Annotated in this window: 19 protein-coding genes and 2 tRNA genes; 17 read left to right on the plus strand and 4 right to left on the minus strand. The window is 70.2% G+C overall.

Going from position 1 to position 22,167, the window contains the following annotated elements:
• The first annotated feature begins 44 nt into the window (after positions 1-44).
• Positions 45-120 (plus strand) — tRNA-His (locus NS331_RS09420).
• A 307-nt stretch (positions 121-427) separates the two neighbouring features.
• Positions 428-2,566 (plus strand): PAS domain-containing protein, encoded by a 2,139-nt coding sequence (locus tag NS331_RS09425; RefSeq protein ID WP_058641746.1) that lies wholly within the window; start codon positions 428-430, stop codon positions 2,564-2,566.
• On the opposite strand, the gene NS331_RS09430 is transcribed toward NS331_RS09425, so the two are convergent.
• The gene (locus NS331_RS09430) at positions 2,554-3,177 is read right to left on the minus strand and encodes a hypothetical protein (RefSeq protein WP_058641747.1); all 624 of its coding nucleotides are present in this window, start codon (positions 3,175-3,177) and stop codon (positions 2,554-2,556) included. The genes NS331_RS09425 and NS331_RS09430 overlap by 13 nt on opposite strands.
• A 1,177-nt stretch (positions 3,178-4,354) precedes the next feature.
• Between NS331_RS09430 and NS331_RS09435 the strand changes: the two genes are divergently transcribed.
• From NS331_RS09435 to NS331_RS26610, 12 genes are all read left to right on the plus strand, one after another.
• Positions 4,355-5,074: a response regulator transcription factor gene (locus tag NS331_RS09435; RefSeq protein WP_058641748.1), complete on the plus strand. Its 720-nt coding sequence runs from the start codon at positions 4,355-4,357 to the stop codon at positions 5,072-5,074.
• Positions 5,075-5,143: 69 nt separating this feature from the next.
• Positions 5,144-5,728, plus strand: coding sequence for a hypothetical protein (locus NS331_RS09440; RefSeq protein ID WP_058641749.1), 585 nt, complete (start codon positions 5,144-5,146; stop codon positions 5,726-5,728).
• Positions 5,725-8,091 (plus strand): ATP-binding response regulator, encoded by a 2,367-nt coding sequence (locus tag NS331_RS09445; protein WP_058641750.1) that lies wholly within the window; start codon positions 5,725-5,727, stop codon positions 8,089-8,091. Before NS331_RS09440 ends, NS331_RS09445 begins: the two co-directional genes overlap by 4 nt.
• A gap of 113 nt (positions 8,092-8,204) precedes the next feature.
• Positions 8,205-9,209 (plus strand): LysR family transcriptional regulator, encoded by a 1,005-nt coding sequence (locus NS331_RS09450; protein ID WP_058641751.1) that lies wholly within the window; start codon positions 8,205-8,207, stop codon positions 9,207-9,209.
• Between the two features lie 13 nt (positions 9,210-9,222).
• A complete protein-coding gene (locus NS331_RS09455; RefSeq protein ID WP_058641752.1) occupies positions 9,223-10,731 on the plus strand; it encodes a SidA/IucD/PvdA family monooxygenase in 1,509 nt (502 codons plus the stop codon).
• Complete coding sequence (locus NS331_RS09460) at positions 10,728-11,702, plus strand: ABC transporter permease (protein WP_058641753.1); 975 nt, start codon at positions 10,728-10,730, stop codon at positions 11,700-11,702. Before NS331_RS09455 ends, NS331_RS09460 begins: the two co-directional genes overlap by 4 nt.
• The gene (locus NS331_RS09465; protein WP_082702359.1) at positions 11,699-12,619 is read left to right on the plus strand and encodes an ABC transporter permease; all 921 of its coding nucleotides are present in this window, start codon (positions 11,699-11,701) and stop codon (positions 12,617-12,619) included. Before NS331_RS09460 ends, NS331_RS09465 begins: the two co-directional genes overlap by 4 nt.
• Entirely contained in the window at positions 12,616-13,608 is a 993-nt protein-coding gene (locus tag NS331_RS09470; RefSeq protein ID WP_058641754.1) for an ABC transporter ATP-binding protein, read from the plus strand. The genes NS331_RS09465 and NS331_RS09470 overlap by 4 nt, the downstream gene beginning before the upstream one ends.
• Positions 13,609-13,661: 53 nt before the next feature.
• Entirely contained in the window at positions 13,662-14,705 is a 1,044-nt protein-coding gene (locus NS331_RS09475; RefSeq protein WP_058641755.1) for an ABC transporter ATP-binding protein, read from the plus strand.
• Between the two features lie 37 nt (positions 14,706-14,742).
• The gene (locus NS331_RS09480; RefSeq protein ID WP_058641756.1) at positions 14,743-16,317 is read left to right on the plus strand and encodes an ABC transporter substrate-binding protein; all 1,575 of its coding nucleotides are present in this window, start codon (positions 14,743-14,745) and stop codon (positions 16,315-16,317) included.
• Between the two features lie 3 nt (positions 16,318-16,320).
• The gene (locus tag NS331_RS26605) at positions 16,321-17,631 is read left to right on the plus strand and encodes an acyl-CoA thioester hydrolase/BAAT C-terminal domain-containing protein (RefSeq protein WP_058641757.1); all 1,311 of its coding nucleotides are present in this window, start codon (positions 16,321-16,323) and stop codon (positions 17,629-17,631) included.
• Positions 17,628-18,806: a CMD domain-containing protein gene (locus tag NS331_RS26610; protein WP_193758068.1), complete on the plus strand. Its 1,179-nt coding sequence runs from the start codon at positions 17,628-17,630 to the stop codon at positions 18,804-18,806. The genes NS331_RS26605 and NS331_RS26610 overlap by 4 nt, the downstream gene beginning before the upstream one ends.
• A gap of 22 nt (positions 18,807-18,828) precedes the next feature.
• Here the strand turns inward: NS331_RS26610 and NS331_RS26105 are convergent, their stop codons facing one another.
• Together NS331_RS26105 and NS331_RS09495 are read right to left on the minus strand one after the other, a co-directional pair.
• Positions 18,829-19,032 (minus strand): hypothetical protein, encoded by a 204-nt coding sequence (locus tag NS331_RS26105; RefSeq protein ID WP_153012794.1) that lies wholly within the window; start codon positions 19,030-19,032, stop codon positions 18,829-18,831.
• A gap of 195 nt (positions 19,033-19,227) precedes the next feature.
• A tRNA-Leu gene (locus tag NS331_RS09495) sits at positions 19,228-19,312 on the minus strand.
• A gap of 94 nt (positions 19,313-19,406) precedes the next feature.
• Here NS331_RS09495 and cysM point away from each other — a divergent pair.
• From cysM to NS331_RS09510, 3 genes are read left to right on the plus strand one after another with little or no spacing between them, the layout of a single operon-like run.
• Positions 19,407-20,309 carry a cysteine synthase CysM gene (cysM, locus tag NS331_RS09500; RefSeq protein ID WP_058641783.1) on the plus strand — a complete coding sequence of 301 codons (903 nt, stop codon included), beginning with the start codon at positions 19,407-19,409 and terminating at the stop codon, positions 20,307-20,309.
• A 58-nt stretch (positions 20,310-20,367) separates the two neighbouring features.
• The gene (locus NS331_RS09505; RefSeq protein WP_058641758.1) at positions 20,368-20,922 is read left to right on the plus strand and encodes an NUDIX domain-containing protein; all 555 of its coding nucleotides are present in this window, start codon (positions 20,368-20,370) and stop codon (positions 20,920-20,922) included.
• 23 nt (positions 20,923-20,945) lie between these two features.
• A complete protein-coding gene (locus tag NS331_RS09510; protein WP_440589376.1) occupies positions 20,946-21,182 on the plus strand; it encodes a sulfurtransferase TusA family protein in 237 nt (78 codons plus the stop codon).
• A gap of 72 nt (positions 21,183-21,254) precedes the next feature.
• Here NS331_RS09510 and galU read toward each other — a convergent pair whose 3' ends face one another.
• Positions 21,255-22,142, minus strand: coding sequence for a UTP--glucose-1-phosphate uridylyltransferase GalU (gene galU, locus NS331_RS09515; RefSeq protein WP_058641759.1), 888 nt, complete (start codon positions 22,140-22,142; stop codon positions 21,255-21,257).
• Positions 22,143-22,167: the final 25 nt, after the last annotated feature.

Consider the following 22,167-nt stretch of genomic DNA (forward strand, 5'->3'; position numbering starts at 1 on the left):
TGGTGGTGCGGTGAATTTTTCCGCTATACTGCGCGGCTGACTTGGTGGCTGTAGCTCAGTTGGTAGAGTCCAGGATTGTGATTCCTGTCGTCGTGGGTTCGAGTCCCATCAGCCACCCCAAAGAACTTCGAACTAAGCCCCTGACTCCAGGGGCTTTTTTCTTGTCCCGACATTTTGCAGCCGGACCGTTTGGCCCGAAGCGGCCCAGACGTTCCCGACGCGGTAACCGTCGTTGCAAAGCCAAACGATTGGAGGTTCTGCCTCCGCGTAGGACCGCCGCTACGCCGAGACGCGCTGTTCGACGCTGGACGGTGCCCCGGCCCAAACCGACCATCGTGCCCGCCGTTTCTGGCCGCTGGACGGCTGGGTCGGCCACTGGCAGGGCGATGCCCTCGTTCGAACCGGGCATCACTCCTCCAGACCTCGCGTGCACGATCCGACCCCTGTACCTTTTCTCGCCGGCGGCGGCCGCGCCACCGAGTTGATCCTGGCTCGGGACTGGACCGACCATCCGCTGGGGCCGCCGGCCGAGTGGCCGGAAGGCCTGAAGGTCGCGCTCAGCCTGGTCGTCAATTCACCCGAGTCGATGATCCTGTGCTGGGGGCCGGCGCTGCACTTCTTCTTCAACGACACCTACATCCCGCTGCTGGGCCCGCGCGTGGGCTGGGCCATGGGCGCGCCCTTCGACGAGGTGTGGGCGGACGCGCTCGAGCAGGCCCACCCCATCATCGCGCAGGCCATGGCCGGCCACAGCCAGCGCTTCAACGACCTGCACTGGAAGCTGGCCACCGACCGCGGGCAGGCCGACACCTGGTGGACCTTCTCCTATTCCCGCATCCTCGACGCGCAGGGCGAGGTGGCGGGTCTGTTCATCTTCACCAACGAAACCACGGCCAAGGTACAGGCGGATGCCGCGCTGCGGGAGAGCACCGAACGCCAGCGCCAGACCCTGCAGCAGATGCCTGGCTTCATCGCCATCCTCAGCGGTCCCGAACACCGCTTCGACTACGTGAACGATGCGTACGTGGCCATCGCCGGCCCGCGCCAGTTCATCGGCCGCACCGTGCGCGAGGTGCTGCCGGAATTGCAGGGCCAGGGCTTCTACGAACTGCTCGACCAGGTCTATGCGTCGGGCACGCCTTACGCCAGCCAGGCGATGCCGATCCAGCTGGCGCACCGCGCGCCGGGGGATGCCGAGCGCTTCATCGACTTCCTCTACGAGCCGATCCGCGACCCTGCCGGCCAGGTGAGCGGCATCTTCGTCGGCGGCTACGACGTCACCGAGCGCGTGCGTGCGCAGCGCCTGCTGGCCGAGGCCAACCGCAACCTGGAGCAGCGGGTGCAGAGCACCGTGCGCGAACTGATGGCCGCCGAGGCGGCGCTGCGCCATTCGCAGAAGATGGAGGCCGTTGGCCAGCTCACCGGCGGCCTGGCCCACGATTTCAACAACCTGCTGACGGCCGTGACCGGTTCGCTGGAGTTGATCCAGCGCCATGCCGCACGCGGCCGCTGGGCCGACATCGACCGTTACGTCGCGACGGCGCAGGGTGCGGCGCGCCGCGCCGCCGCGCTCACGCACCGCCTGCTCGCCTTCTCGCGGCGCCAGACGCTGGACCCGAGGGTGGTCAACGTCAACGAACTCGTCGCCGGCATGGTGGATCTGATCCGCCGGACGGTGGGCCCGGCCATCGCGCTCGAGACGGTGGGCGCGGCGGCGCTGTGGACCACCCTCGTCGATGTGCCCCAGCTCGAGAGTGCGCTGCTCAACCTGTGCATCAATGGGCGCGATGCCATGCCCGACGGCGGCCGCATCACGATCGAGACGTCCAACCGCTGGATCGACGCGCAGACCGCCGAGGCGCGCGGCATGCAGCCCGGCCCCTATGTCTCGCTGAGCGTGACCGACACCGGCACGGGCATGACGCCGGAGGTGCAGGCCAAGGCCTTCGACCCCTTCTTCACCACCAAGCCTATCGGGCAGGGCACGGGGCTTGGGCTGTCCATGATCTACGGCTTCGCCCAGCAGTCGGGCGGCCACGTGCGCATCCACTCCGAAGTCGGGGTGGGCACCACGGTGTGCATCGAACTGCCGCGGCATCTCGGCATGCCGCAGGCCCAGGCCGCCGCGGTCGCCATGGCGGCACAACAGGCGCCACCGCATGCGACGGTGCTGGTGGTCGACGACGAGCCGGCGGTGCGGCGGCTGATGGTCGAGTGCCTGACCGAGCTGGGCTACACCCTGCTGGAAGCCGGCGACGGGCCTTCGGCGTTGCGCCTGCTGGCCTCCGAGGCGCGCATCGATCTGCTGGTCAGCGACGTGGGCCTGCCCGGCGGCATGAACGGTCGGCAATTGGCCGACGCGGCACGCACCACCCGGCCGCACCTCAAGGTGCTGTTCGTCACGGGCTATGCCGAGAACGCCCTGATCGGCAGCGGCCAGCTGGCGTCCGGCATGGCCGTCATGACCAAGCCCTTCGCGATGGACCAGTTGTGCACGCGCGTCCAGGAGCTGGTGACTGCGCCGCAGGCGGAGCAGGCGCGCGCGCAGTCGACTCAGGGCCTGTGAGCGCCCAGAGCGCGGGGTGTCGCCTCGATCAGGGCGCAAAGCGCGGCCGGCAGCGCATCGGCTTGCGCAGGAGCCGCATCGGTCCATGCCGGGCCTTCGCTGTGGATGACGGGGGTCCACTCCGGCAGCGCTGCTGAAGACACCACGGCGTCCTGGTGAGCGGGCAGGACCCATATCGGCCCTGTGCTGTCTGGCGTATAGGCCAGCGCCATGGCCGGGTGTCGTTTGCTGCCATTGGCGTCGCGCACGACGCCATAGATCAGACGAAGCTGCGAGGCTGGCACACCAAGCGCGCGCAGCGTCAGGTAGCGGAGCTGCGCATGAAGGCGCTGGTCGGCGAGTGAGGACGGGGACGGCGCATCCGGTTGCGGCAGCGTCTGGTTCCAGAATGGGCCGACCCAGGCGAGCGCGCCGGATACCTCTCGCGGCGCGTGCCGGACGATCTTGTCGCGCCATGCCCGCGCCTCCTGCCAGGCTGCGGGGCCGCAGCCTGCGGGCGCGGCATCCTGAGCGGGGGGGGCGTGATGACGCGGCAGGAAGACGAAGGCGATGCAGGCGAAGGCCACGGCGGCCTGAAAGGCGGCCCGGCGCGGGGCGTCGGCGCTGGCCATCACCGCGACGCTGCAGGGTCGAAGGGCACCGCCAGCGCGCTGATCCAGCGGCGCCTCCGAACCTGGCCTCCTGCCGCAACAAAGCAACCGCGCCTGTGTGGCCACGCCAGGGCGCCGCGCATGGCGACGGCACGCACGCCATCGTTCCGAACGCACGGCGGTTGGGCCGGTGTGCACCTGCCACGGGCAGGAGCTGGGGGCGAAGCGGCGCGGGCGGACAAGAGAAGCGATCGAAGACGGCGGTGCGGCAGGATTCTGTCGATCTGCCGACGCCCTGACTCTGAACAATGTCCCCGCTTCTCGCAGCGATGTGCGTCTGCGACAGGTGGCTGCGCCGCTGAATAAATCTGAATGCTCGGCGGTGCCCCGGGGCATGGACTGAAAAATGTGAACCGTGTCGCGCACAGGCTGCGTGACGGACGCCCACGCCGACGGCCAGCCCTGTTCTCCACGGCGGCTCGTGCGGGGTGGCTTTTCGATCAGGTGGCCTTGCAGTGGCGCACCTGTGACCTGGCGCCTGCCGAGCAGGGCCGAGGCCGCTTTCCTGCTTCGGGAGGAACAGGACGGTCGACCAGGATCGCGCAGCAAGGCACCCACGAGGTGGGAAAACAGGGAGAGCTTATGACGACTTGGTTGTCATTCTTGTTGGGGCTGGTGGCAGGGGGCGCACTGGGCATTCTGGTGGCGGCCTTGTGCACCGGGGGCATGAGCGAGGAGTCGCCTTGAGCGACGCGCTCCAGAGACGGCATCGGTGATGTGGCAGCGAGGCCGAGCATGCGCGCGTTCGTTGCCTCGCTGGGCTTGCCCAAGGCCCGACTGCTGGCCGCCATCAGCGGCTGCGCGCGCAGTTTGCATTGCCCCTGGATGCCCGATGGGCCATGCACGTCCCAACACCCCGCCGCTTCGCTATAAATGCGCGCCATGACTAGCGCGACGGTTGCGCTTCGCGCCTCGACCCCGGGCGCTCGTACGCGCCTTTCGCGCACGGCGAGGAAACGCTCGCCTCTGATCCCTGGCATGCCAGCGCGAGCTCGGGTTCGGCTTCTTTTCGTGCCGATGATCGCGAGGAATGTTCAGATTCCGGGGCGTTCGTACGGCTTAACTTAATGAAAAAATGTTACTCCCAACGTTCCACTTGAGGCGATGAGCTCCCCGAGGACTCATCCGGAATTCACCGATGCGGATTGCAGTCCTGGAAGACGACGAAGCACAGACCACCCAGCTCCAGCGTGCGCTGAGCAGCCCGTTCAGCCGGGAAGAAGACGAGAACGCCTGCACTTGCTACGACAGTGGCGAGACCCTCAGGCGCGCGTTGCGCACCGAGACCTTCGACCTGTTGCTGCTTGACTGGATGGTGCCCGACCTGGAGGGGCTCGACCTGCTCAAGTGGCTGCGCATGGAGCGGCTGGACACCACACCGGTCATCATGCTGAGCGTGCGCGGTGCCGAGCGGGACGTGGCCATGGCGCTCAATGCCGGTGCGGACGATTACGTGCTCAAGCCCTTCCGTCCACTGGAACTGCGAGCGCGGGTTGCGCGGGTGTACCAGCGTGCCGCGCGCTCGCGCACCGAACTGCAGAGCACCTTCGGCCGCTGGGCCTTCGATGCGGTCAGCAAGACGGTGCGCATCGCCGGCCAGGGCGGCGAGCCCGACCAGACGGTGTTGCTGACCGAGCGTGAGTTCCGCTTCGCCCTCGCGCTGTTCCGCAATCTCAACCGCACGGTGTCGCGGGGCCATCTGCTCACGGCGGCGGGTGGCAGCTCCCAGGAGTTTCCCACCCGGCCCCTCGACATCCACATCTATCGACTGCGCAACAAGCTCGCGCTCGACGGCTCCCGCAGCGTCAAGCTGCAGACGGTCTACGGGCAGGGCTACCGGCTGAGCGGCGAGCCTTGAGGCTTGGCGGCCCGGCCCCCCGATCAGCATGCGGCGCGATTGCCGCAGCGATGCAGGAAGGGAGTTCTCATGAAAAGCTGCAGCACCACAGAGCAGCAGGCGGCCTGGAACGACCGCGCGACGGAGTTGCTGGACGAGGTCCGTCGCTATCACGCCGACGCCGAAGTCATGCGTCTGAACCTGACATTCACGACGGGCCGGGCCATGGCCAAGCTGGACGTCCTGGCGACGGAGCTGAAGCAGCTGGCCGAGACCCGCGGCCCCTCGGCCGCCGCGGTGGACCTGCAGGACATCCGGGGCCGGCTCGAAGTGTCGATGCGGCAGCTCGAGATGCTGGGCGCGCGCATGAACAGCGACGCGTCGACGCTGCTGCGTACCGCGCAGCGTCTGGCGGTACTGCTCGTCTCGCTGAGCATGGCCGCCAGCATCGGCGTGGTGGCCTGGTTCGCGCGTGTGCACGCGGAGGCGGCTGCGCTGGGCGAACAGGTGGCCGTGATGCAGGCGAAGGTCAGCCAACTGGAGAGCCGCGGCGCCAACCTCGCCTTCCGTGAGTGCACCGATTCGGCCGGTCGCGCCCGGTTGTGCGTGCGCGCCGATCTCCACGCGCGCACCGCGGAAGACGGCTACGTCGTGGTCGATCCGCACACGCGATGACGGCCGCATCGTCGCGCGACGGCGTGGCCGAGTTGCTGCGCTCCCTCCGCCTGGGCGCCACCCCGGCGCGGCTGCACCAGCGGATGGAACTGGCCGTCAGCTTCTGTGTGGCGCTGTCCACCCTGGCCCATGCGTCGGTCGACCTGCGTCCCGGGCATCCGCGCGGCTTGGCGTTCGATCTGGGCCTGCTCGCGGTGCTGACCGTCTTTTGGCTGGCTGGGCCGCGGCGGGACAGCCAGCCCGTGCGCCTGGCGCTACTCGGGGCGCTGCTGCTGTGGCTCGCCGAGCTGTGCCTGTCCGACTCCCTGGTGGCACCGCTCTGGTTCTTCCCGGCCTGTGCGCTGGTCGTGGCCATGGTGCGGCTGCGGCGCCTGCCGCTGCTGCTGGCCGGTGCCGCTGTCCTTGCGTCGCTGGCCGGCTGGCCGGACCGCAGCCTGGTCTTCGTGGTGTGCATCCTGAGTGCCGGCGTGTGCATGGCGCTGGTGCGATTCAAGGCGATACAGGTCGCGAGCTGGTACCGCCTCCGGCTGGACTCGGCCCAGCAGGCGCTGGCGCTGCACGACACCGCGCTCGTCTGGCTCGACAGCAGCCAGCGCGTGAAGCTGGTGCTGCCCGGGACATTGCGCACCTCGGCACTGGTGCAGCGCCTGGCAGCCTGGCGTCACCGGCCCTTGCCCGACACCCTGGTCGCCGGCTACCGCGAGGCGCTGCACGAGCTGCTGACGGCCGCCGCCGGTGCGCCGGTCGGCGGCACCGGCCGCGCCACCGTGCGCATGATGCTCGGCGAGGACGTCACCGCCTGGGTCGACGTGCACCTGCTGCAATCAAGCGAGGCCGGCCGCCTCGTGGCCCTCGACAACGTGCAGCAGCGGCATGCCGCGCAGCTGGCGCTGGACGAGGCGAGCCACCGGCTGGCCGTGCAGGAACGCGAGCTTCAGGACCAGTTCGATGCAACGCGCAATGCCATGCGTGTGCGCGACGACATGGAGCGCCTGGCGCGCCATGATCTGCGTGCGCCGCTCAAGAGCATCCGCGCGTCGCTGCAGATGGCACGCGGCCGGACGGACTTGCCCGCCGACCACCAGCAACTGCTGGCCGCGGTCGAGCGGACGGCGACGCGCGCATTGGCCATGACCAGCCTGTCGCTGGATCTGTACCGCATGGAAGAAGGCCTGTACCAGCTTCGTCCGGAGCCCTTCGACGCCGTCGCGCTCGTAGGGCAGGTGATAGACGACTTGCGGCAGCAGGCCGCCTCCAAGCGTGTGGCGGTCGAGTTGCTGCACGACCAGCCCGTGCTGCCGGTCAGCGGCAACGAGCTGCTGACGATGTCCATCGTGGAGAACCTGACGCGCAATGCGATCGAGGCGGCGCCGGCGGGCAGCCGCGTCTCGCTGTGCGCACGCGCCGCCGCCGACGGCGGGGTCGAACTCGCCATCCACAACCAGGGCGAGGTGCCGGCCGAGGTGCGGGACCGCTTCTTCGAAAAGTATGCGACCCACGGCAAGCCGGGCGGCAGCGGCCTCGGGGGCTACTCGGCACAGCTCGCCACCCGTGCGCAGGCCGGTCGCCTGACCATGCGCACCGGCCCGGTGGAGGGCACGGAACTGCTGCTGTGGCTACCCGCGCCGCCACCGCAGACGCTGGCCGATGGCGCGCCGGCGGGCGCCGCTGCCGACGACGCCTCCGGGACGCGGCCGGAACTGCTGCTCGTCGACGACGACGAATCCCACTGGATCCAGCTCCAGGCGCAACTGGGCGAGCGCGTGAACGCCCGCTACGCCCCCAACGGCCAGGCGGCGATCGATGCCCTGATCGAACGGCGCCCGGACATCGTCGTCATGGACCTCACCATGCCGGTGATGGGCGGCTTCGAGGCCCTGGGCACCCTGCGCGAGATGCAGCAGCAGGCACACGAGGCGCCTTCCGTGGTGCTGGCGTTCACCGGCCGTGACGATCCGCAGACCCTGGCGGCGATCGACAAGGCCGGCTTCGATGGCAGGCTGGAGAAGCCGCTCAAGGCCTGCGAGCTGGACGTGTGGCTGCAGGGCCGTGGCCGCGAGCTCGCGGCGCCCAATGAAGGGCTGTGGGTCGAGGCTGGCTTCCTCGCCGCCTTTCCCGGCTACCTCGCATCTCGCCGCGCGCTCATCGACCGCATCGAGGCGACCTACGCGCAGGGCGACATGGGGGCGCTGCGCAGCGCCGCGCATACCCTGGCGGGCAGCCCGGCCATCCAGGGCTTCGGTGCGGCACGGCGCTTTTGCCGGGAGCTGGAATGCATGGAGCCGGGCCGGGGGCGCGAATGGGTCGGCGAGCGCGTGGCAGCGCTGCGCGACGCCTTCGCCGCGCCCGCCGTCCGGGACTGACTTCCCTCCGTCACGCCCGACCCGCGCGAGCCATGACGCGGACTGCCGAATAAGCTTCCGCGATAAAAGTATTTGAAGCTTGCATGCTTCATGCTTGATCATTCGCAAATCGGATGATCAAGAACCTCGATATTCGCCAGCTCGAAGCCTTCGCCGCCGTGATGTCCTCCGGGAGCATCACGGGCGCGGCGCGCCTGCTCGCCCGTTCGCAGCCGGCCGTCACCCGCCTGATCCACGAGCTGGAGGCGGCCACGGGTTATGCGCTCTTCACCCGCCACGGCCCCCGCGTGGCGCCGACGGCGGAGGGCTTCCAGCTCTTCGAGGAAGTGCAGCAGCTGCTGGGCGACTGGCGGCGGCTGCAGCAGCGGGTGGACGAGATCGGCCGCGGCGGCGCCCAGCCGCTGGTGCTGGCCGCCACCTCGGCCGCCGCGCTGGGACTGGTGCCTGCCGCCCTGCAGGCCCTGGAAGCGGGCGAGGGCACCGGCGCGGTGCGCCTGGTCAGCGGCTCGCCTGAACGGGTGATGGAGTCGGTGCTGGGCGGCGCCGTGCAGCTGGGCGTCTCCAGCCTGCCGCTGGAGCATCGCGGCCTGCAGGTGCTGTGGATCGGCGAGGCCCCCTGCGTGGCCGTGCTGCCCGACGGCGATCCGCTGGCGGCGCACGACGTGGTGCCGGCTGCCGCGCTGGCCGGGCGCCGGCTGGTCACCCTGAGCAATCCCTTCCGGCTGCGCCACCGCATCGACGCGCTGCTGGGGGGCGGCGCGCCGGAGGGCGAGGGCGGCGCGCGCGGCGCGGACGTCATCGACACCAATTCCTCCGTCAACGCCCAGGCCCTGGTGCGCGCCGGCCTGGGCATCGCCCTGCTGGACCCGCTCACCGTGCACGGCGTGCCCATGGCCGGTGTGCAGGTGCGCCCGCTGGACGTGCACATTCCCTTCTTCTTCGGCGCCGTCGTGCCGCAGGGCCGGCCCGTCACCCGCCGCGTGCAGGCCCTGGCCGATGCGCTGCAGCGGGCGGCCGCCCAGCTTCCCGGCTTCGTCGCCCACCCGCCCGAAGCCCATGCGCGGCTGCTGCAGGCCGCCCAGGGCGCCGGGCCGTCCTCCTCTTCTTCCCGCCCCTGACAGAAAGCGCCCCATGAGTTCGCCTGCCCCCGAAGAATTCACGCCCCCGGCCGGCCTGCCGCAGCTGGAGCAGCGGCTGCGCCAGGACCTGCTCTGGCTCGGCCTGCCGCCCAAGCGCTGGGTGCCGCCCAGCGTGCGCGACGGCCAGCCGGTGATCGACGTCGCCGTCATCGGCGGCGGCATGGCGGGGCTCACGCTGTCGGCCTCGCTGTTGCACCTGGGCGTGCAGGCGGTGGTGTTCGACCAGGCGCCGGCCGGCTTCGAAGGCCCCTGGGCCACCACCGCGCGCATGCAGACCCTGCGCTCGCCCAAGGAGTTGACCGGCCCGGCGCTGGGCCTGCCGGCGCTGACCTTCCGCGCCTGGTTCGAGTCGCAGTTCGGGCTCGATGCCTGGCGGGCGCTCGACAAGATCCCGCGCCTCCAGTGGATGGACTACCTGCGCTGGTACCGCCAGGTGCTGCGGCTGGACGTGCGCAACCGCCAGCGCGTGGCGGCGCTGCGCCCGCGCGCCGACGGCGTGGTGCAGCTCGACCTGGTCGACGAAGGCGAGGGCGACCGCGCCCACACCGTGCTTGCCCGCCACGTGGTCATCGCCACCGGCCGCGACGGCCTGGGCGGCCCCTGGGTGCCGGCCTGGGCCCATGCGCTGCCGCGCGAACGCTGGGTGCATTCCTCCCACGCCTGGGACGGCGCCATGCTGCGCGGCAAGCGCGTGGCTGTGATCGGCGGCGGGGCCTCGGCCATGGACGCCGCGGCCACGGCGCTGGAGAACGGCGCCGCCCGGGTCGACCTGCTGATCCGCCGGCGCGAGCTGCCGCGCATCAACAAGGGCAAGGGCTCGGGCAGCCCCGGCATGGCGCATGGCTACTGGATGCTGCCGGACGAATGGAAGTGGCGCTTCCGCCATTACCTCAACCTGCAGCAGGTGCCGCCGCCGCAGGGCAGCACGCTGCGCGTGTCGCGCCATGCACAGGCGCATTTCCACCTGGGCGCCGGCGCCACGGGCGCCACGGTGCGGCCCGATGGCGTCATCCGCCTCGACACGGCCAAGGGGCCGCTGGCGGCTGACTTCGTGATCTTCTGCACCGGCTTTCGCATCGACTGGGCGCAGCGGCCCGAGTTCGCCGGCCTTCAGCCGCACGTGCGGCTCTGGCGCGACCGCTTCGCCGCACCCGCGGGCCAGGACGACGAGGAACTGGCCGAGTCGCCCGATCTGGGCCCGCTGTTCGAGTTCCAGGAGCGCGAGCCGGGCAGTTGTCCCGGCCTGGACCGGGTGCATTGCTACAACTACGCCGCCGCGCTGTCGCAGGGTGCCGGCGCGGGCGACATTCCGCAGATCACCGACGGCTCGCAGCGCCTGGCACGCGGCCTGGCCGGCTGCCTGATGGTGGAGGACGCCGACGCGCATTTCGCCGCCATGCAGCGCTATGCCGAGCCCGAGCTGGAAGGCCACGAGTGGACCGAGGCGTCCTTCCCCGCCTACGAGGAAGCGGCCACCGCGCGCGAAGGGGCGGCGCCATGACCGGCTGGCTGCTGCGCCGGCTCGGCCAGGCGCTGCTGGTCGTGTGGCTGATGACGCTGATCGTCTTCATCGGGCTGCATGCCATCGGCAACCCGATCGACATCCTGATCGGCGACGACATGAACCAGGCCGAGCGGGCCGCTGCCATCGCGCGCCTGGGGCTGGACCAGCCGCTGTGGCGGCAGTACCTGGCCTTCCTCGAGGGCGCGGTGCAGGGCCAGCTGGGCCGCAGCTTCGTCTACCACGAGGAGGCCATCCACATCATCCTGGGCCGCTTGCCGGCGACCATGGAACTGGCCGTGGCGGCGCTCCTGATGGCCGTGCTCATCGGCGTGCCGCTGGGCCTGTTTGCGGGCATGAAGCCGGAGCATCCGGCCGCGCGCGCCATCATGGCCACCAGCATCGTCGGCTTCTCGCTGCCGGCCTTCTGGGTGGCGCTGATGCTCATCATGGTGTTCAGCGTGCAACTGGGCTGGCTGCCGGCCGGCGGCCGCGGCGAGACGCGCAGCCTGTTCGGCATCGAATGGTCCTGGCTCACGCTCGACGGGCTCAAGCACCTGCTGCTGCCGGCCTTCAACCTGGCGCTGTTCAAGATCTCGCTGGTGCTGCGGCTCACGCGCGCCGGCGTGCGCGAGGTGCTGCCGCAGGACTTCGTGAAATTCGCGCGGGCCAAGGGGCTGTCGCCGGTGCGGGTGGTGGGCGTGCACGTGCTGCGCAACACGCTGATCCCGCTGGTCACGGTGCTGGGGCTGGAACTGGGCTCGACCATCGCCTATGCCGTGGTCACCGAAACCATCTTCGCCTGGCCGGGCGCCGGCAAGCTGATCCTGGACAGCATCAATTCATTGGACCGCCCGGTGGTGGTCGCCTACCTGATGGTGGTGGTCGTGATCTTCGTGACGCTCAACCTGGTGGTGGACCTGCTCTACCGCCTGCTCGATCCACGGGTGCGGCTGGAGGGGGCGGCATGAGTGCGCGTCCGATCGCCCACGCCACGGCGCCGGCGCCGCGCGAGCGCGGCATCTGGTGGCGCGCGGCTGCCGACTTTTTGCACTCGCGCGTGGCCGTTGCCGGCCTGGTGATGCTGGCCGCGGTGGTCATCGTCGCCCTGGCCGCGCCCTGGATCACGCCGCAGAACCCCTACGACCTGCTGCAGCTGGACGTGCTGGATGCGCGCCTGCCGCCGGGCTCGCCCAGCAGCGAGGGCGGCTACACCTACTGGCTGGGCACCGACGGCCAGGGCCGCGACCTGTACTCGGCCATCGTCTACGGCCTGCGCATCAGCCTGGGCGTGGGCGTGGGCTCGGCCCTGATCGCCGCCGTGCTGGGCACGCTGGTCGGCCTGCTGGCCGCCTATGCCGGCGGCCGGGTCGATGCGCTGCTGATGCGGCTGGTGGACCTGCTGCTGTCCTTTCCCACCATCCTGATGGCGCTGATGATCCTGGCCTACCTGGGCAAGGGCATCACCAACGTCGTGCTCACGCTGGTGCTTCTCGAATGGGCCTACTACGCCCGCACGGCCCGCGGCCAGGCGCTGGTGGAAACGCGGCGCGAGTACGTCGATGCGGCACGCGGCCAGGGCATCGCGCCCTGGCGCATCCTGATCGGCCACGTCCTGCCCAACTGCCTGCCGCCGCTGCTGGTGATCGGCGCGCTGCAGGTGGCGCGGGCCATCACGCTGGAGGCGACACTGTCCTTCCTGGGGCTGGGGGTGCCGATCACCGAGCCCTCGCTGGGGCTCCTGATCTCCAACGGTTACCAGTATTTGCTCTCCAACGAATACTGGATCAGTTTGTTCCCCGGCCTGGCGCTGCTGGCCACCATCGTTGCGATCAATCTGGTCGGTGACCAGCTGCGCGACGTGTTGAACCCGAGGTTGCAGAAGTGAGCGGCGATACCACTCCCGTGCTGGAACTGCGCGACCTGCGCACCCGCTTCCACACCCGCGACGGCGTGCTGCCGGTGGTCGATGGCGTCTCCTTCACGCTGGGCCGGGGCCAGGTGCTGGGCCTGGTCGGCGAATCGGGCTCGGGCAAATCGGTGACCGGCTTCTCGGTCATGGGCCTGGTCGACCCGCCGGGGCGCGTGGAAGGCGGCGAGGTGCTGTTCCAGGGCCAGGACCTGCGCACGCTGCCGCCCAAAGCCTTGCGGCAGTTGCGCGGCGACCGCATCGCCATGATCTTCCAGGATCCGATGGCGACGCTGAACCCCGTGCTGCGCATCGACGTGCAGATGGTCGAGGCCGTGCGTGCGCACCGCGACGTGGATGCCGCCGCCGCCCGCCGCCAAGCGGCCGACACACTGGCGCTGATGGGCATCTCCAGCCCGGAGGAGCGGCTGCGCGCCTATCCGCACCAGCTCTCGGGCGGCATGCGCCAGCGGGTGGCCATCGCCATCGCGCTGCTGCACAAGCCGGCGCTGATCATCGCGGACGAGCCGACGACGGCGCTGGACGTGACCATCCAGGCGCAGATCCTGTCGGAGATGCAGAAGCTGGTGAAGGACAGCGGCACGGCCATGATCTGGATCAGCCACGACCTGTCGGTGGTGGCGGGCCTGGCCGATGCCATTGCCGTGATGTACGCCGGCCGCATCGTGGAGATCGGCGCGGTGGACGACGTGCTCGATCATCCGCAGCACCCCTACACGCAGGGCCTGATCGGCAGCCTGCCCAGCGCCAACCGGCGTGGGGCGCGCCTGCGGCAGATCCCGGGCATGGCGCCGCACCTGGCGCGGCTGCCAGCGGGCTGCGCCTTTGCGCCGCGCTGCGATCGTGCCACGGCCGGGTGCCAGGCCGCGGTGCCCGAACTGGTGGCGCCACGGGTGGGCATGCCGGCGCATCGGGCGCGGTGCATCCATCCGGGAGCAGCGGCATGAGCGGGCATCCCATCGTCACGCCCAGTCACGATGCGGCAGATGGCGGCCTGCCGATGGGCGCCACTCCGCCTTCCGCCACGACGCGGACGACGAAGCCCGCCGGCGTCCCGCTGGTCGACCTGCGCGACATCTCCAGGCGCTTCGGCGAGCGCGCTGAAGGCTGGCTCGACCGCCGCCTGCGCGCCCTCGGCCTGGGTCATGCACCCGCCATCACCCATGCCGTGGACCACGTGGACCTGCAGGTTCAGCCCGGCGAGGTGGTCGGCCTGGTGGGCGAATCCGGCTGCGGCAAGTCCACGCTGGGCCGCATCGCCGCCGGCCTGCTGCCGCCCAGCGAGGGCCAGGTGCTGGTCGACGGCCAGGACATCACTCAGATGGATGCCCGCGCTCGCTTGGCCGCGCGGCTGAAGGTGCAGATGGTGTTCCAGGACCCCTTCGGCAGCCTCAATCCGCGCCTGCGCGTGGCCCGCATCGTCGGCGAGGCGGCGCGCCTCCATGGCCTGACGGATGCGGCCGGCGAGGACGACTACGTCTGCGCCCAGCTCGAACGCGCCGGGCTCGACCCCTCGCTGCGCCACCGCTATCCGCACCAGTTCAGCGGCGGCCAGCGCCAGCGCATCGGCATCGCCCGCGCGCTGGCGGTGCAGCCGCGCATGCTGGTCTGCGACGAGGCCGTGGCCGCGCTGGACGTATCGATCCAGGCGCAGATCCTCAACCTGTTCATGGACCTGCGCGAGCAACTGGGCCTGGCCTACCTGTTCATCAGCCACGACCTGGGCGTGATCGAGCACCTGTGCGACCGCGTGGTGGTGATGTACCTGGGCCGCGTGGTCGAGTCCGCGCCGGTGGAGGAACTCTTCGCCCGGCCGCACCATCCCTACACCCGCGCGCTGCTGCAGGAGATTCCGCGCATCGACGCCCGGCGTGCGCAATTCGCGCCCATCCGCGGCGAGATTCCCAGCCCCCTGTCGCCGCCCAGCGGCTGCCACTTCCATCCGCGCTGTCCGCAGGCCATGGACCGCTGCCGCACCGAGGTGCCGCAGTTGCGCGGCATCGCCATCCACCACCAGAGCGCCTGCCACCGGGACGCGCTCTGAATCCCCATTCCCGCTGTTCCCTGACGAAAGGATCGCCATGACCCACTTCAACTCGCGCACCGCGGCCGTCGCGGCCGCCGCCCTGATCGCCGCTGCCGGCGCCGCGGCGCAGAACCTCGCCATCGGCTTCGCCGACCCCGTCTCGTCGGTGGACCCGCAGCTCAACAACCATGCGGGCGACCGCTCGCTGGCGCTGCATTTCTGGGATTCGCTGGTCACCTCGCGCGACGGCGGCAAGCTGGACCCGGGCCTGGCCTCCAGCTGGAAGTCGCTGGACGACAAGACCTGGGAATTCAAGATCAACACCGCCATCAAGTGGCAGGACGGCACGCCGGTGTCGGCCGAGGACATCGTCTATTCCTTCCAGCGCGCGCGCAGCGTGCCGGGCTCGGTGGCCTCGTACTCGGGCGCGCTGCGCTCGGTGGAATCGGCCACCGCCAAGGACCCCGGCACGCTGATCGTCAAGACCGCCACGCCCAACCCCATGCTGCCGCTGGAGATCGCCTCCATCTACGTGGTGAGCAAGCACGTGGGCGAGAAGTCGCGCACCGAGGACTACAACAGCGGCAAGGCCGTGGTGGGAACCGGCCCGTACAAGTTCATCTCGTACACGCCGGGCGACCGCACGGTGTTCGAGCGCAACCCCACGTACTGGGGCCCCAAGCCGCAGTGGGAGAAGGTGACCTACCGCTTCATCAACAACGGCGCGGCCCGCACCGCGGCGTTGCTCGCTGGCGACGTTGACGTGATCGACAAGGTGGCCGTCACCGACGTCGAGAAGCTGCGCAAGGACCCGAAGGTCAGCGTCTACACCTATCCCGGCCTGCGCGTGCTGCTGCTGCAGCCCACGCTGCGCGAAGGCCCCAACGAGTTCATCACCGACAACGCCGGCAAGGTGCTGGACAAGAACCCGCTGACCGACCTGCGCGTGCGCCAGGCGCTGTCGATGGGCATCAACCGCAAGGCCATCGTCGACCGCGTGCTGCAGGGCACCGTGACCGAGGCCAACCAGTGGATGCCCAAGAACAGCTTCGGCTACAACCCCGAGGTCAAGGACATCGCCTACAACGCCGAGCAGGCCAAGAAGCTGCTGGCCGAGGCGGGCTATCCGCAGGGCTTTCAGATCAGCATCCACGTGCCGGGCGACCGCTATCCGCAGGCGCCCGAGACGGTGCAGGCCGTGGCGCAGTTCTGGTCGCGCATCGGCGTCAAGACCAAGGTGGAGGTGGTGCCGTGGTCGGTGTACTCTGGCCGCGCGTCCAAGAACGAATACGCCGTGAGCGTGATCGCCTGGGGCAACGGCACCGGCGAGGCCGGTTACGGCCTGCTGCAGACCCTGGCCAGCTACGACCCCAAGCGCGGCCGCGGCATCAACAACTGGGGCCGCTACAGCAACGAGAACGTGGACAAGGCGCTGGACGCTGCCACGGTCGAGTTCGACGCCCGCCGGCGCGAGGCCATCTTCCGCCACGCCGCCAAGCTGGTGACGGACGACGTGGGCCACATCCCGCTCTTCCACTACCAGAACATCTGGGCCGCGAAGAAGGGCCTGAAGGTGGTGCCGCTGCTGAGCGACCGCACGACGGCCATGCAGGTCACGCGGACGAACTGATCCATGCTGCACGTCACGCCCGCCGATGCGCTCATCGACGTGCCGCGCCGCATCGCGGCCGACGGGCTCGCGCCCGGCGAGCGGGTGCGCATCGAGAGCCGCACCGTGCGCGGGCCGGGCATCGCCTGGACGGCGGAGGTCGAACTGGTCGCCGATGCCGATGGCATCGTCGACCTGGGCCGCGATGCGCCGCTGCCTGGGGGCAGCTACGAGGGCATGTCGCCCATGGGCCTGGTCTGGGCGCAGGTGCCGGAGCGGACCGGCGCGCCGCGCGAGGTGTTCGCGGCCAAGCCCGCCGCAGCGCTCACGACCGAACTGGTGCTCACCCGCGCCGACGGCAGCCGCTGGCAGGCCAGCTTCATGCAGCGCTTGATGGGCGAGGGTGTGACGCGCCGCGAGGTGCGCGATGACGGCCTGTCGGCCACGCTCTTCCTGCCGCCGGGGCCGGGTCCGCATCTGGCGGTGATGGTGCTCAACGGCAGCGGCGGCGGCATCAACGAGCCGCGGGCGGCGCTGTACGCCTCGCACGGCTACGCGGCCCTGGCGGTGGGCTACTTCAAGTCGCCCGGCCGGCCGGACCACATCTCCGACACGCACCTGGAGTACTTCGAGACGGCCCTGCAGTGGATCCATGCGCAGCTCAAGCCCGCGGGCGGCTTCGTCGCCCTGTCGGGCCAGTCGCGCGGCGGCGAGCTGGTGCTGCTGCTGGCCACGCTGATGCCCGAGCTCGTCTCGGCCGTGATCGGCTACGTGCCCGGCGCCGTGGTGCACAGCGCGCAGAACGCCTGCAACCCGGCCAACGGCCCCCACAGCCGCAACGGCCCGGCCTGGTGGTGGCGCGGCCGCCCGCTGCCGCACCTGTGGCAGGACAACCGCACCGCGACCTGGGCGCCCTGGGACGAAGGCCCCGAGCCGCGCCGCCATGCCAACGCGCTGCTCACGGCCCTGCAGGACGACGAGGCCGTGGCGAGCGCCCGCATCCACGTCGAGCGCATCTGCGGGCCGGTGATGCTGCTGTCGGCCACGGACGACGGCTCCTGGCCGTCCAGCTTGTATGGCCGAATGGTGGTCGAGCGCCTGGCCGTGCATCAACATCCCTGGCCGGTCGAGCACCTCGACTTCGAGGGCGCCGGCCATTCCATCGTCTTTCCCTACGTGCCGACCACGCAGCTGGCCTATGCCCATCCGGTCTCGGGCCGGCTGAGCACCAGCGGCGGCACGCCCGCCGCCAATGCGCATGCCGACGAGGCCTCCTGGGCCGGCGTGCGCGACTTCCTCCACCACGCCGCTTCGGCGGCCAAGGCCCAGCCATGACCTCTGCCGTTTCCAACCCCGTCGTCCCTGACCTGATCGATGCACTGGTGCCGCTGGCCGACGGCGCGCCGCTGCATGCCGTGCGCCACCAGCGCGACAAGGTGGTGACCGCGACGCAGGGCAGCCATGCGCGGCTGTTCGATCCGGCGCTGCCCGGCCTGAGCCTGGCCGAGCGCCTGCTGGCCGCGCACGAGATCGCGCGCCGTGCCGGCGTGACGGCATTGGCCGACCACTACCGCACGCAGCTGCTGGCGCTGGGCACGCCCACCGCCGCCCAGCAGGCCGCGCTGGATGGCCAGGCCGTGCCGGCGGATGACGCCCGCCTGGCCGAAATCCTGCGGTTTGCGATCGCCCTCGCCGACAAGCCGGTGGAAGGCGACCAGGCCGCGCTGCTGCGCCTGCCCGCCGCCGGCATCGACACGCCGGCCGTGGTGGCCCTGGCCCAGCTCATCGCCTACGTGGCCTACCAGGTGCGCGTGCTGGCCGGCCTGGAGGCGCTGGCCGCCGCAGGCGATGCGCAGTCTGTGGCACCCACGGCACAGGAAGAGGCGGCGCCCTTCGTGCATCCCGCCAACCTGCCCAAGCCGGGCGAGCCCATCCGCATCAACGGCTTCACCAGCGAGACGCTGGGCTGGAAGGCCTGGCTGCCCGTGCTCGACCTGGCCCAGGCCACGCCCGAGCAGATGGCCGTCCTGGACAGCAGCCATCCCAAGGCCAAGACCAGCGACTACTACCTGCTGCTGGTGCAGCAGCCGGCCATCCTGCAGGAGCGCTCCACGGTCTTCAACGCCATCATGTACGCGCCCGGCGGCCTGTCGCGGGCCGAGCGCGAACTGGCCAGCGCGGTGGTCTCGCGCATCAACGGCTGCGTGTACTGCGCGTCGGTGCATGCGCAGCGCTTCGAGCAACTGGCCAAGCGCAACGACGTGATCGCACAGGTGTTCCACGAGCCGCAGGGCGCCGGCACCAACGCGCGCGAGCGGGCGATCGTGCAGGCCTCGATCACGCTGACGGCGACGCCGGCCGGCTTCGGCGCCGACGACATCGCGCCGCTGCGCGCCGCGGGCCTGTCGGACCTGGAGATCCTGGACCTGATCCACGCCATCGCCATCTTCGCCTGGGCCAACCGGCTGATGCTCAACCTGGGCGAGCCGGTGTACGGCGGCGAGGGCTGACGGACAGGCCGAACGCCGTCGCTCAGCGCAGGCCCAGCCAGCGTATCCACCAGGGCCGCGGCCGGTCGCGCTCGCCCAGAGGCCGGGTGTCCAGTTTGCCGAACTGGGCGGCGGCGGCGCCGAAGCGGTGGCGCAGCGCGTCCGGGCTGTCGGCATCGGCCCCCGCGTGTGCGGGCCGGGCGGACGGGGAGGGAAGGGGCGCAGGCGCGGCGTCTGGCTCGGTCAAGTCCGAAGGCGGCGGAACGGAATCGCGTGGATCGGTCAATGCGTTGAAGGCGGGGGCATGTTCCCGAGGTTGGGCCGGCGCGGCGCATTGCGGAACGGGGCCAACCCCAACGGACAGCCGCGCGTGCGGCTCAAGACAGGGAGGACGGGGGACACGACCCGGAACGGCACGGCCAGCGGCAGTGCGTCCAGTCGTTGGTGCCGGAGGCCGGAATCGAACCGGCACGCCTTGCGGCGGGGGATTTTGAGTCCCCTGCGTCTACCAATTTCACCACTCCGGCACGAAGCGTCGAGACAGCCCAAAATTATGGCACAGTGCCCTGGACGAGTGCGCCGCTCCGGCGCCGCCCGGCCTTTCATTCAAGAACCATGACCATTTCCTATCCGACGATCGAAGACGCGGTCGGCAAGACGCCGCTGGTGGCCCTGCAACGCATCGACGCCGAGGCCAACGCCGCACGCGGCAACGTCGTCCTGGGCAAGCTCGAAGGCAACAATCCCGCGGGCTCGGTGAAGGACCGGCCGGCCCTGTCGATGATCCGGCGCGCCGAGGAGCGCGGCGAGATCAGGCCCGGCGACACGCTGATCGAGGCCACCTCGGGCAACACCGGCATCGCGCTGGCGATGGCCGCCGCCATCAAGGGCTACCGCATGGTGCTGATCATGCCGGAGGACCTGTCGGTGGAACGCGCCCAGACCATGAAGGCCTACGGCGCCGAGCTCGTGCTCACGCCCAAGAGCGGCGGCATGGAATACGCCCGCGACCTGGCCGACCAGATGGTGGCGCAGGGCAAGGGCCGCGTGCTCGACCAGTTCGCCAACGACGACAACCCGCGCATCCACTACGAGACCACCGGGCCCGAGCTGTGGGAGCAGACCGGTGGGCGCATCACCCACTTCGTGAGCGCCATGGGCACCACCGGCACCATCACCGGCGTGTCGCGCTTCCTCAAGGAGAAGAACCCAGCGATCCAGATCGTCGGCGCGCAGCCGGCCGAAGGTTCGCGCATTCCGGGCATCCGCAAGTGGCCGCAGGAATACCTGCCCAAGATCTTCGACCCCTCGCGTGTCGACCAGGTGGTGAACGTGAGCCAGGACAGCGCCGAGGAAATGGCCCGCCGCCTGGCGCGCGAGGAGGGCATATTCGGCGGCATCTCGGCCGCCGGCGCGCTGTGGGTGGCGCTGGAGATCGCACGCACGGTGGAGAACGCGACCATCGTCTTCATCGTCTGCGACCGCGGGGACCGTTATCTTTCTACCGGCGTGTTTCCCGCTTGAGCCCCCGCGGCGCGCCGCCCACGACAACGAACGACAAGACACGCGGAGACGACCCACCATGAACAACCTGCCCCAGTTCTGCCAGGCCTGCGCCACGCCGCTCGAATGGATCGAGCTGATGGAGGACGGCGGCCCCAAGGCCCGCCTGCGCTGCCCGGCCTGCGGCCACACGCACTGGAACAACCCGACGCCGGTGCTGGCCGCCATCGTCGAATACAAGGGCCAGGTGCTGCTGGCACGCAATGCGGCCTGGCCGCCGAAGATGTTCGCGCTGATCACCGGCTTCATGGAGGCCGGCGAGTCGCCCACCGAGGGCATCGCGCGCGAGGTCAAGGAAGAGACCAACCTCGACGTGATCAGCTGCGGCATCGTGGGCGCCTACGATTTCCAGCGCATGAACCAGGTCATCATCGCCTACCACGTGGTGGCCGAGGGCGAGGTGAAGCTCTCGCCCGAACTGGTGGACTGGCGCCTGTACGACCTGGCCGACCTCAAATGCTGGCCCGCCGGCACCGGCTATGCGCTGGCCGACTGGCTGCGCACCCGCGGGCACGAGCCCGTATTCTTCACCGCCGAAGAGAACGAGGAACGGCGCCGCGGCCTGTCCACCTGAACCGCGCCGCGCCAGAGAACGCCATGACCGACATCGCCATCGACAAGGAAATCGACACCCGCGGGCTCCACTGTCCGCTGCCCATCCTCAAGGCCAAGAAGGCCCTCAACGACATGGCCAGCGGCCAGTTGCTGAAGGTGGTGGCCACCGATCCGGGCTCCACCCGCGACTTCCAGGCCTTCGCGCGCCAGACGGGGCACGGGCTGGTGTCGCAGGAGACCGTGGGGGCGGAGTTCATTCACGTGCTGAGACGCCGCTGACGCGGCGCCGGGCGCTCGAAAGAAGAAAGGGGCCTCTCGGCCCCTTCCTGCTTCATGGAAGGACGAAGCCTCTCAGAGCGCCAGGCCCTTGAGATAGTCCTTGAAATAGCCGCCCACTTCGGGGTGCGCCAGCGCCAGTTCCACCGTCGCCTGCAGGAAGCCTTCCTTGCTGCCGCAGTCGTAGCGGGTGCCCTTGTAGGCATAGGCGTAGACGCTTTCCTTCTTCATCAGCGAGGCGATGCCGTCGGTCAGCTGGATCTCGCCGCCGGCCCCCTTGGTCTGGCGGCGGATCTCGTCGAACACGCCGGGCGTGAGCACGTAGCGGCCGGCCACGCCCAGGCGCGAGGGTGCGTTCTCGGGCGCGGGCTTCTCGACCATGGCGCGCACCTGCGTCAGGCCGTCGCCCATCGGGTCGCCGGCCACGATGCCGTAGCGCTTGACCTGGTCCAGCGGCACTTCCTGCACCGCCAGCACCGAGCCGCCGAGGTTGTTGTAGGTGCGCACCATCTGCGACAGCACGCCCTCGCCACCCTCGGGGCCGACCATCAGGTCGTCGGCCAGCAGCACGGCGAAGGGCTCGTCGCCCACCAGGTGTTCGGCGCACAGCACCGCATGGCCCAGGCCCAGCATGCGCGGCTGGCGCACGTAGGAGCAGGTCATGTCCTCGGGCGCCACCGAGCGGGCGATGCGCAGCAGCGCGTTCTTGCCGCTGGCCTCGAGCTGGCTTTCCAGCTCGTAGGCGGTGTCGTAGTGGTCTTCGATGGCGCGCTTGTTGCGGCCGGTCACGAAGATCATGTCGCGGATGCCGGCGGCGTAGGCTTCTTCCACCGCGTACTGGATCAGCGGCTTGTCCACCACCGGCAGCATTTCCTTGGGCTGCGCCTTGGTGGCAGGCAGAAAGCGGGTGCCGAAGCCGGCCACCGGAAAGACGGCCTTGCGGATGCGATTGTTGGTGGGCATGCGAATTCGAACGGAAGTTGTGATT

It is taken from the genome of Pseudacidovorax intermedius (assembly GCF_001476815.1).
Taxonomy (GTDB): domain Bacteria; phylum Pseudomonadota; class Gammaproteobacteria; order Burkholderiales; family Burkholderiaceae_C; genus Xenophilus; species Xenophilus intermedius_A.

Coding starts and splice junctions, on each gene's coding strand:
- NS331_RS09465 (WP_082702359.1), top strand. CDS start 11,699: ATGAGTGCGCGTCCGATCGCCCACGCCACGGCGCCGGCGCCGCGCGAG.
- NS331_RS09505 (WP_058641758.1), top strand. CDS start 20,368: ATGAACAACCTGCCCCAGTTCTGCCAGGCCTGCGCCACGCCGCTCGAA.
- galU (WP_058641759.1), bottom strand. CDS start 22,142: ATGCCCACCAACAATCGCATCCGCAAGGCCGTCTTTCCGGTGGCCGGC.
- NS331_RS26605 (WP_058641757.1), top strand. CDS start 16,321: ATGCTGCACGTCACGCCCGCCGATGCGCTCATCGACGTGCCGCGCCGC.
- NS331_RS09510 (WP_440589376.1), top strand. CDS start 20,946: ATGACCGACATCGCCATCGACAAGGAAATCGACACCCGCGGGCTCCAC.
- NS331_RS09440 (WP_058641749.1), top strand. CDS start 5,144: ATGAAAAGCTGCAGCACCACAGAGCAGCAGGCGGCCTGGAACGACCGC.
- NS331_RS09460 (WP_058641753.1), top strand. CDS start 10,728: ATGACCGGCTGGCTGCTGCGCCGGCTCGGCCAGGCGCTGCTGGTCGTG.
- NS331_RS09480 (WP_058641756.1), top strand. CDS start 14,743: ATGACCCACTTCAACTCGCGCACCGCGGCCGTCGCGGCCGCCGCCCTG.
- NS331_RS09445 (WP_058641750.1), top strand. CDS start 5,725: ATGACGGCCGCATCGTCGCGCGACGGCGTGGCCGAGTTGCTGCGCTCC.
- NS331_RS09430 (WP_058641747.1), bottom strand. CDS start 3,177: ATGGCCAGCGCCGACGCCCCGCGCCGGGCCGCCTTTCAGGCCGCCGTG.
- NS331_RS09450 (WP_058641751.1), top strand. CDS start 8,205: ATGATCAAGAACCTCGATATTCGCCAGCTCGAAGCCTTCGCCGCCGTG.
- NS331_RS09475 (WP_058641755.1), top strand. CDS start 13,662: ATGGGCGCCACTCCGCCTTCCGCCACGACGCGGACGACGAAGCCCGCC.
- NS331_RS26610 (WP_193758068.1), top strand. CDS start 17,628: ATGACCTCTGCCGTTTCCAACCCCGTCGTCCCTGACCTGATCGATGCA.
- NS331_RS09435 (WP_058641748.1), top strand. CDS start 4,355: ATGCGGATTGCAGTCCTGGAAGACGACGAAGCACAGACCACCCAGCTC.
- NS331_RS09455 (WP_058641752.1), top strand. CDS start 9,223: ATGAGTTCGCCTGCCCCCGAAGAATTCACGCCCCCGGCCGGCCTGCCG.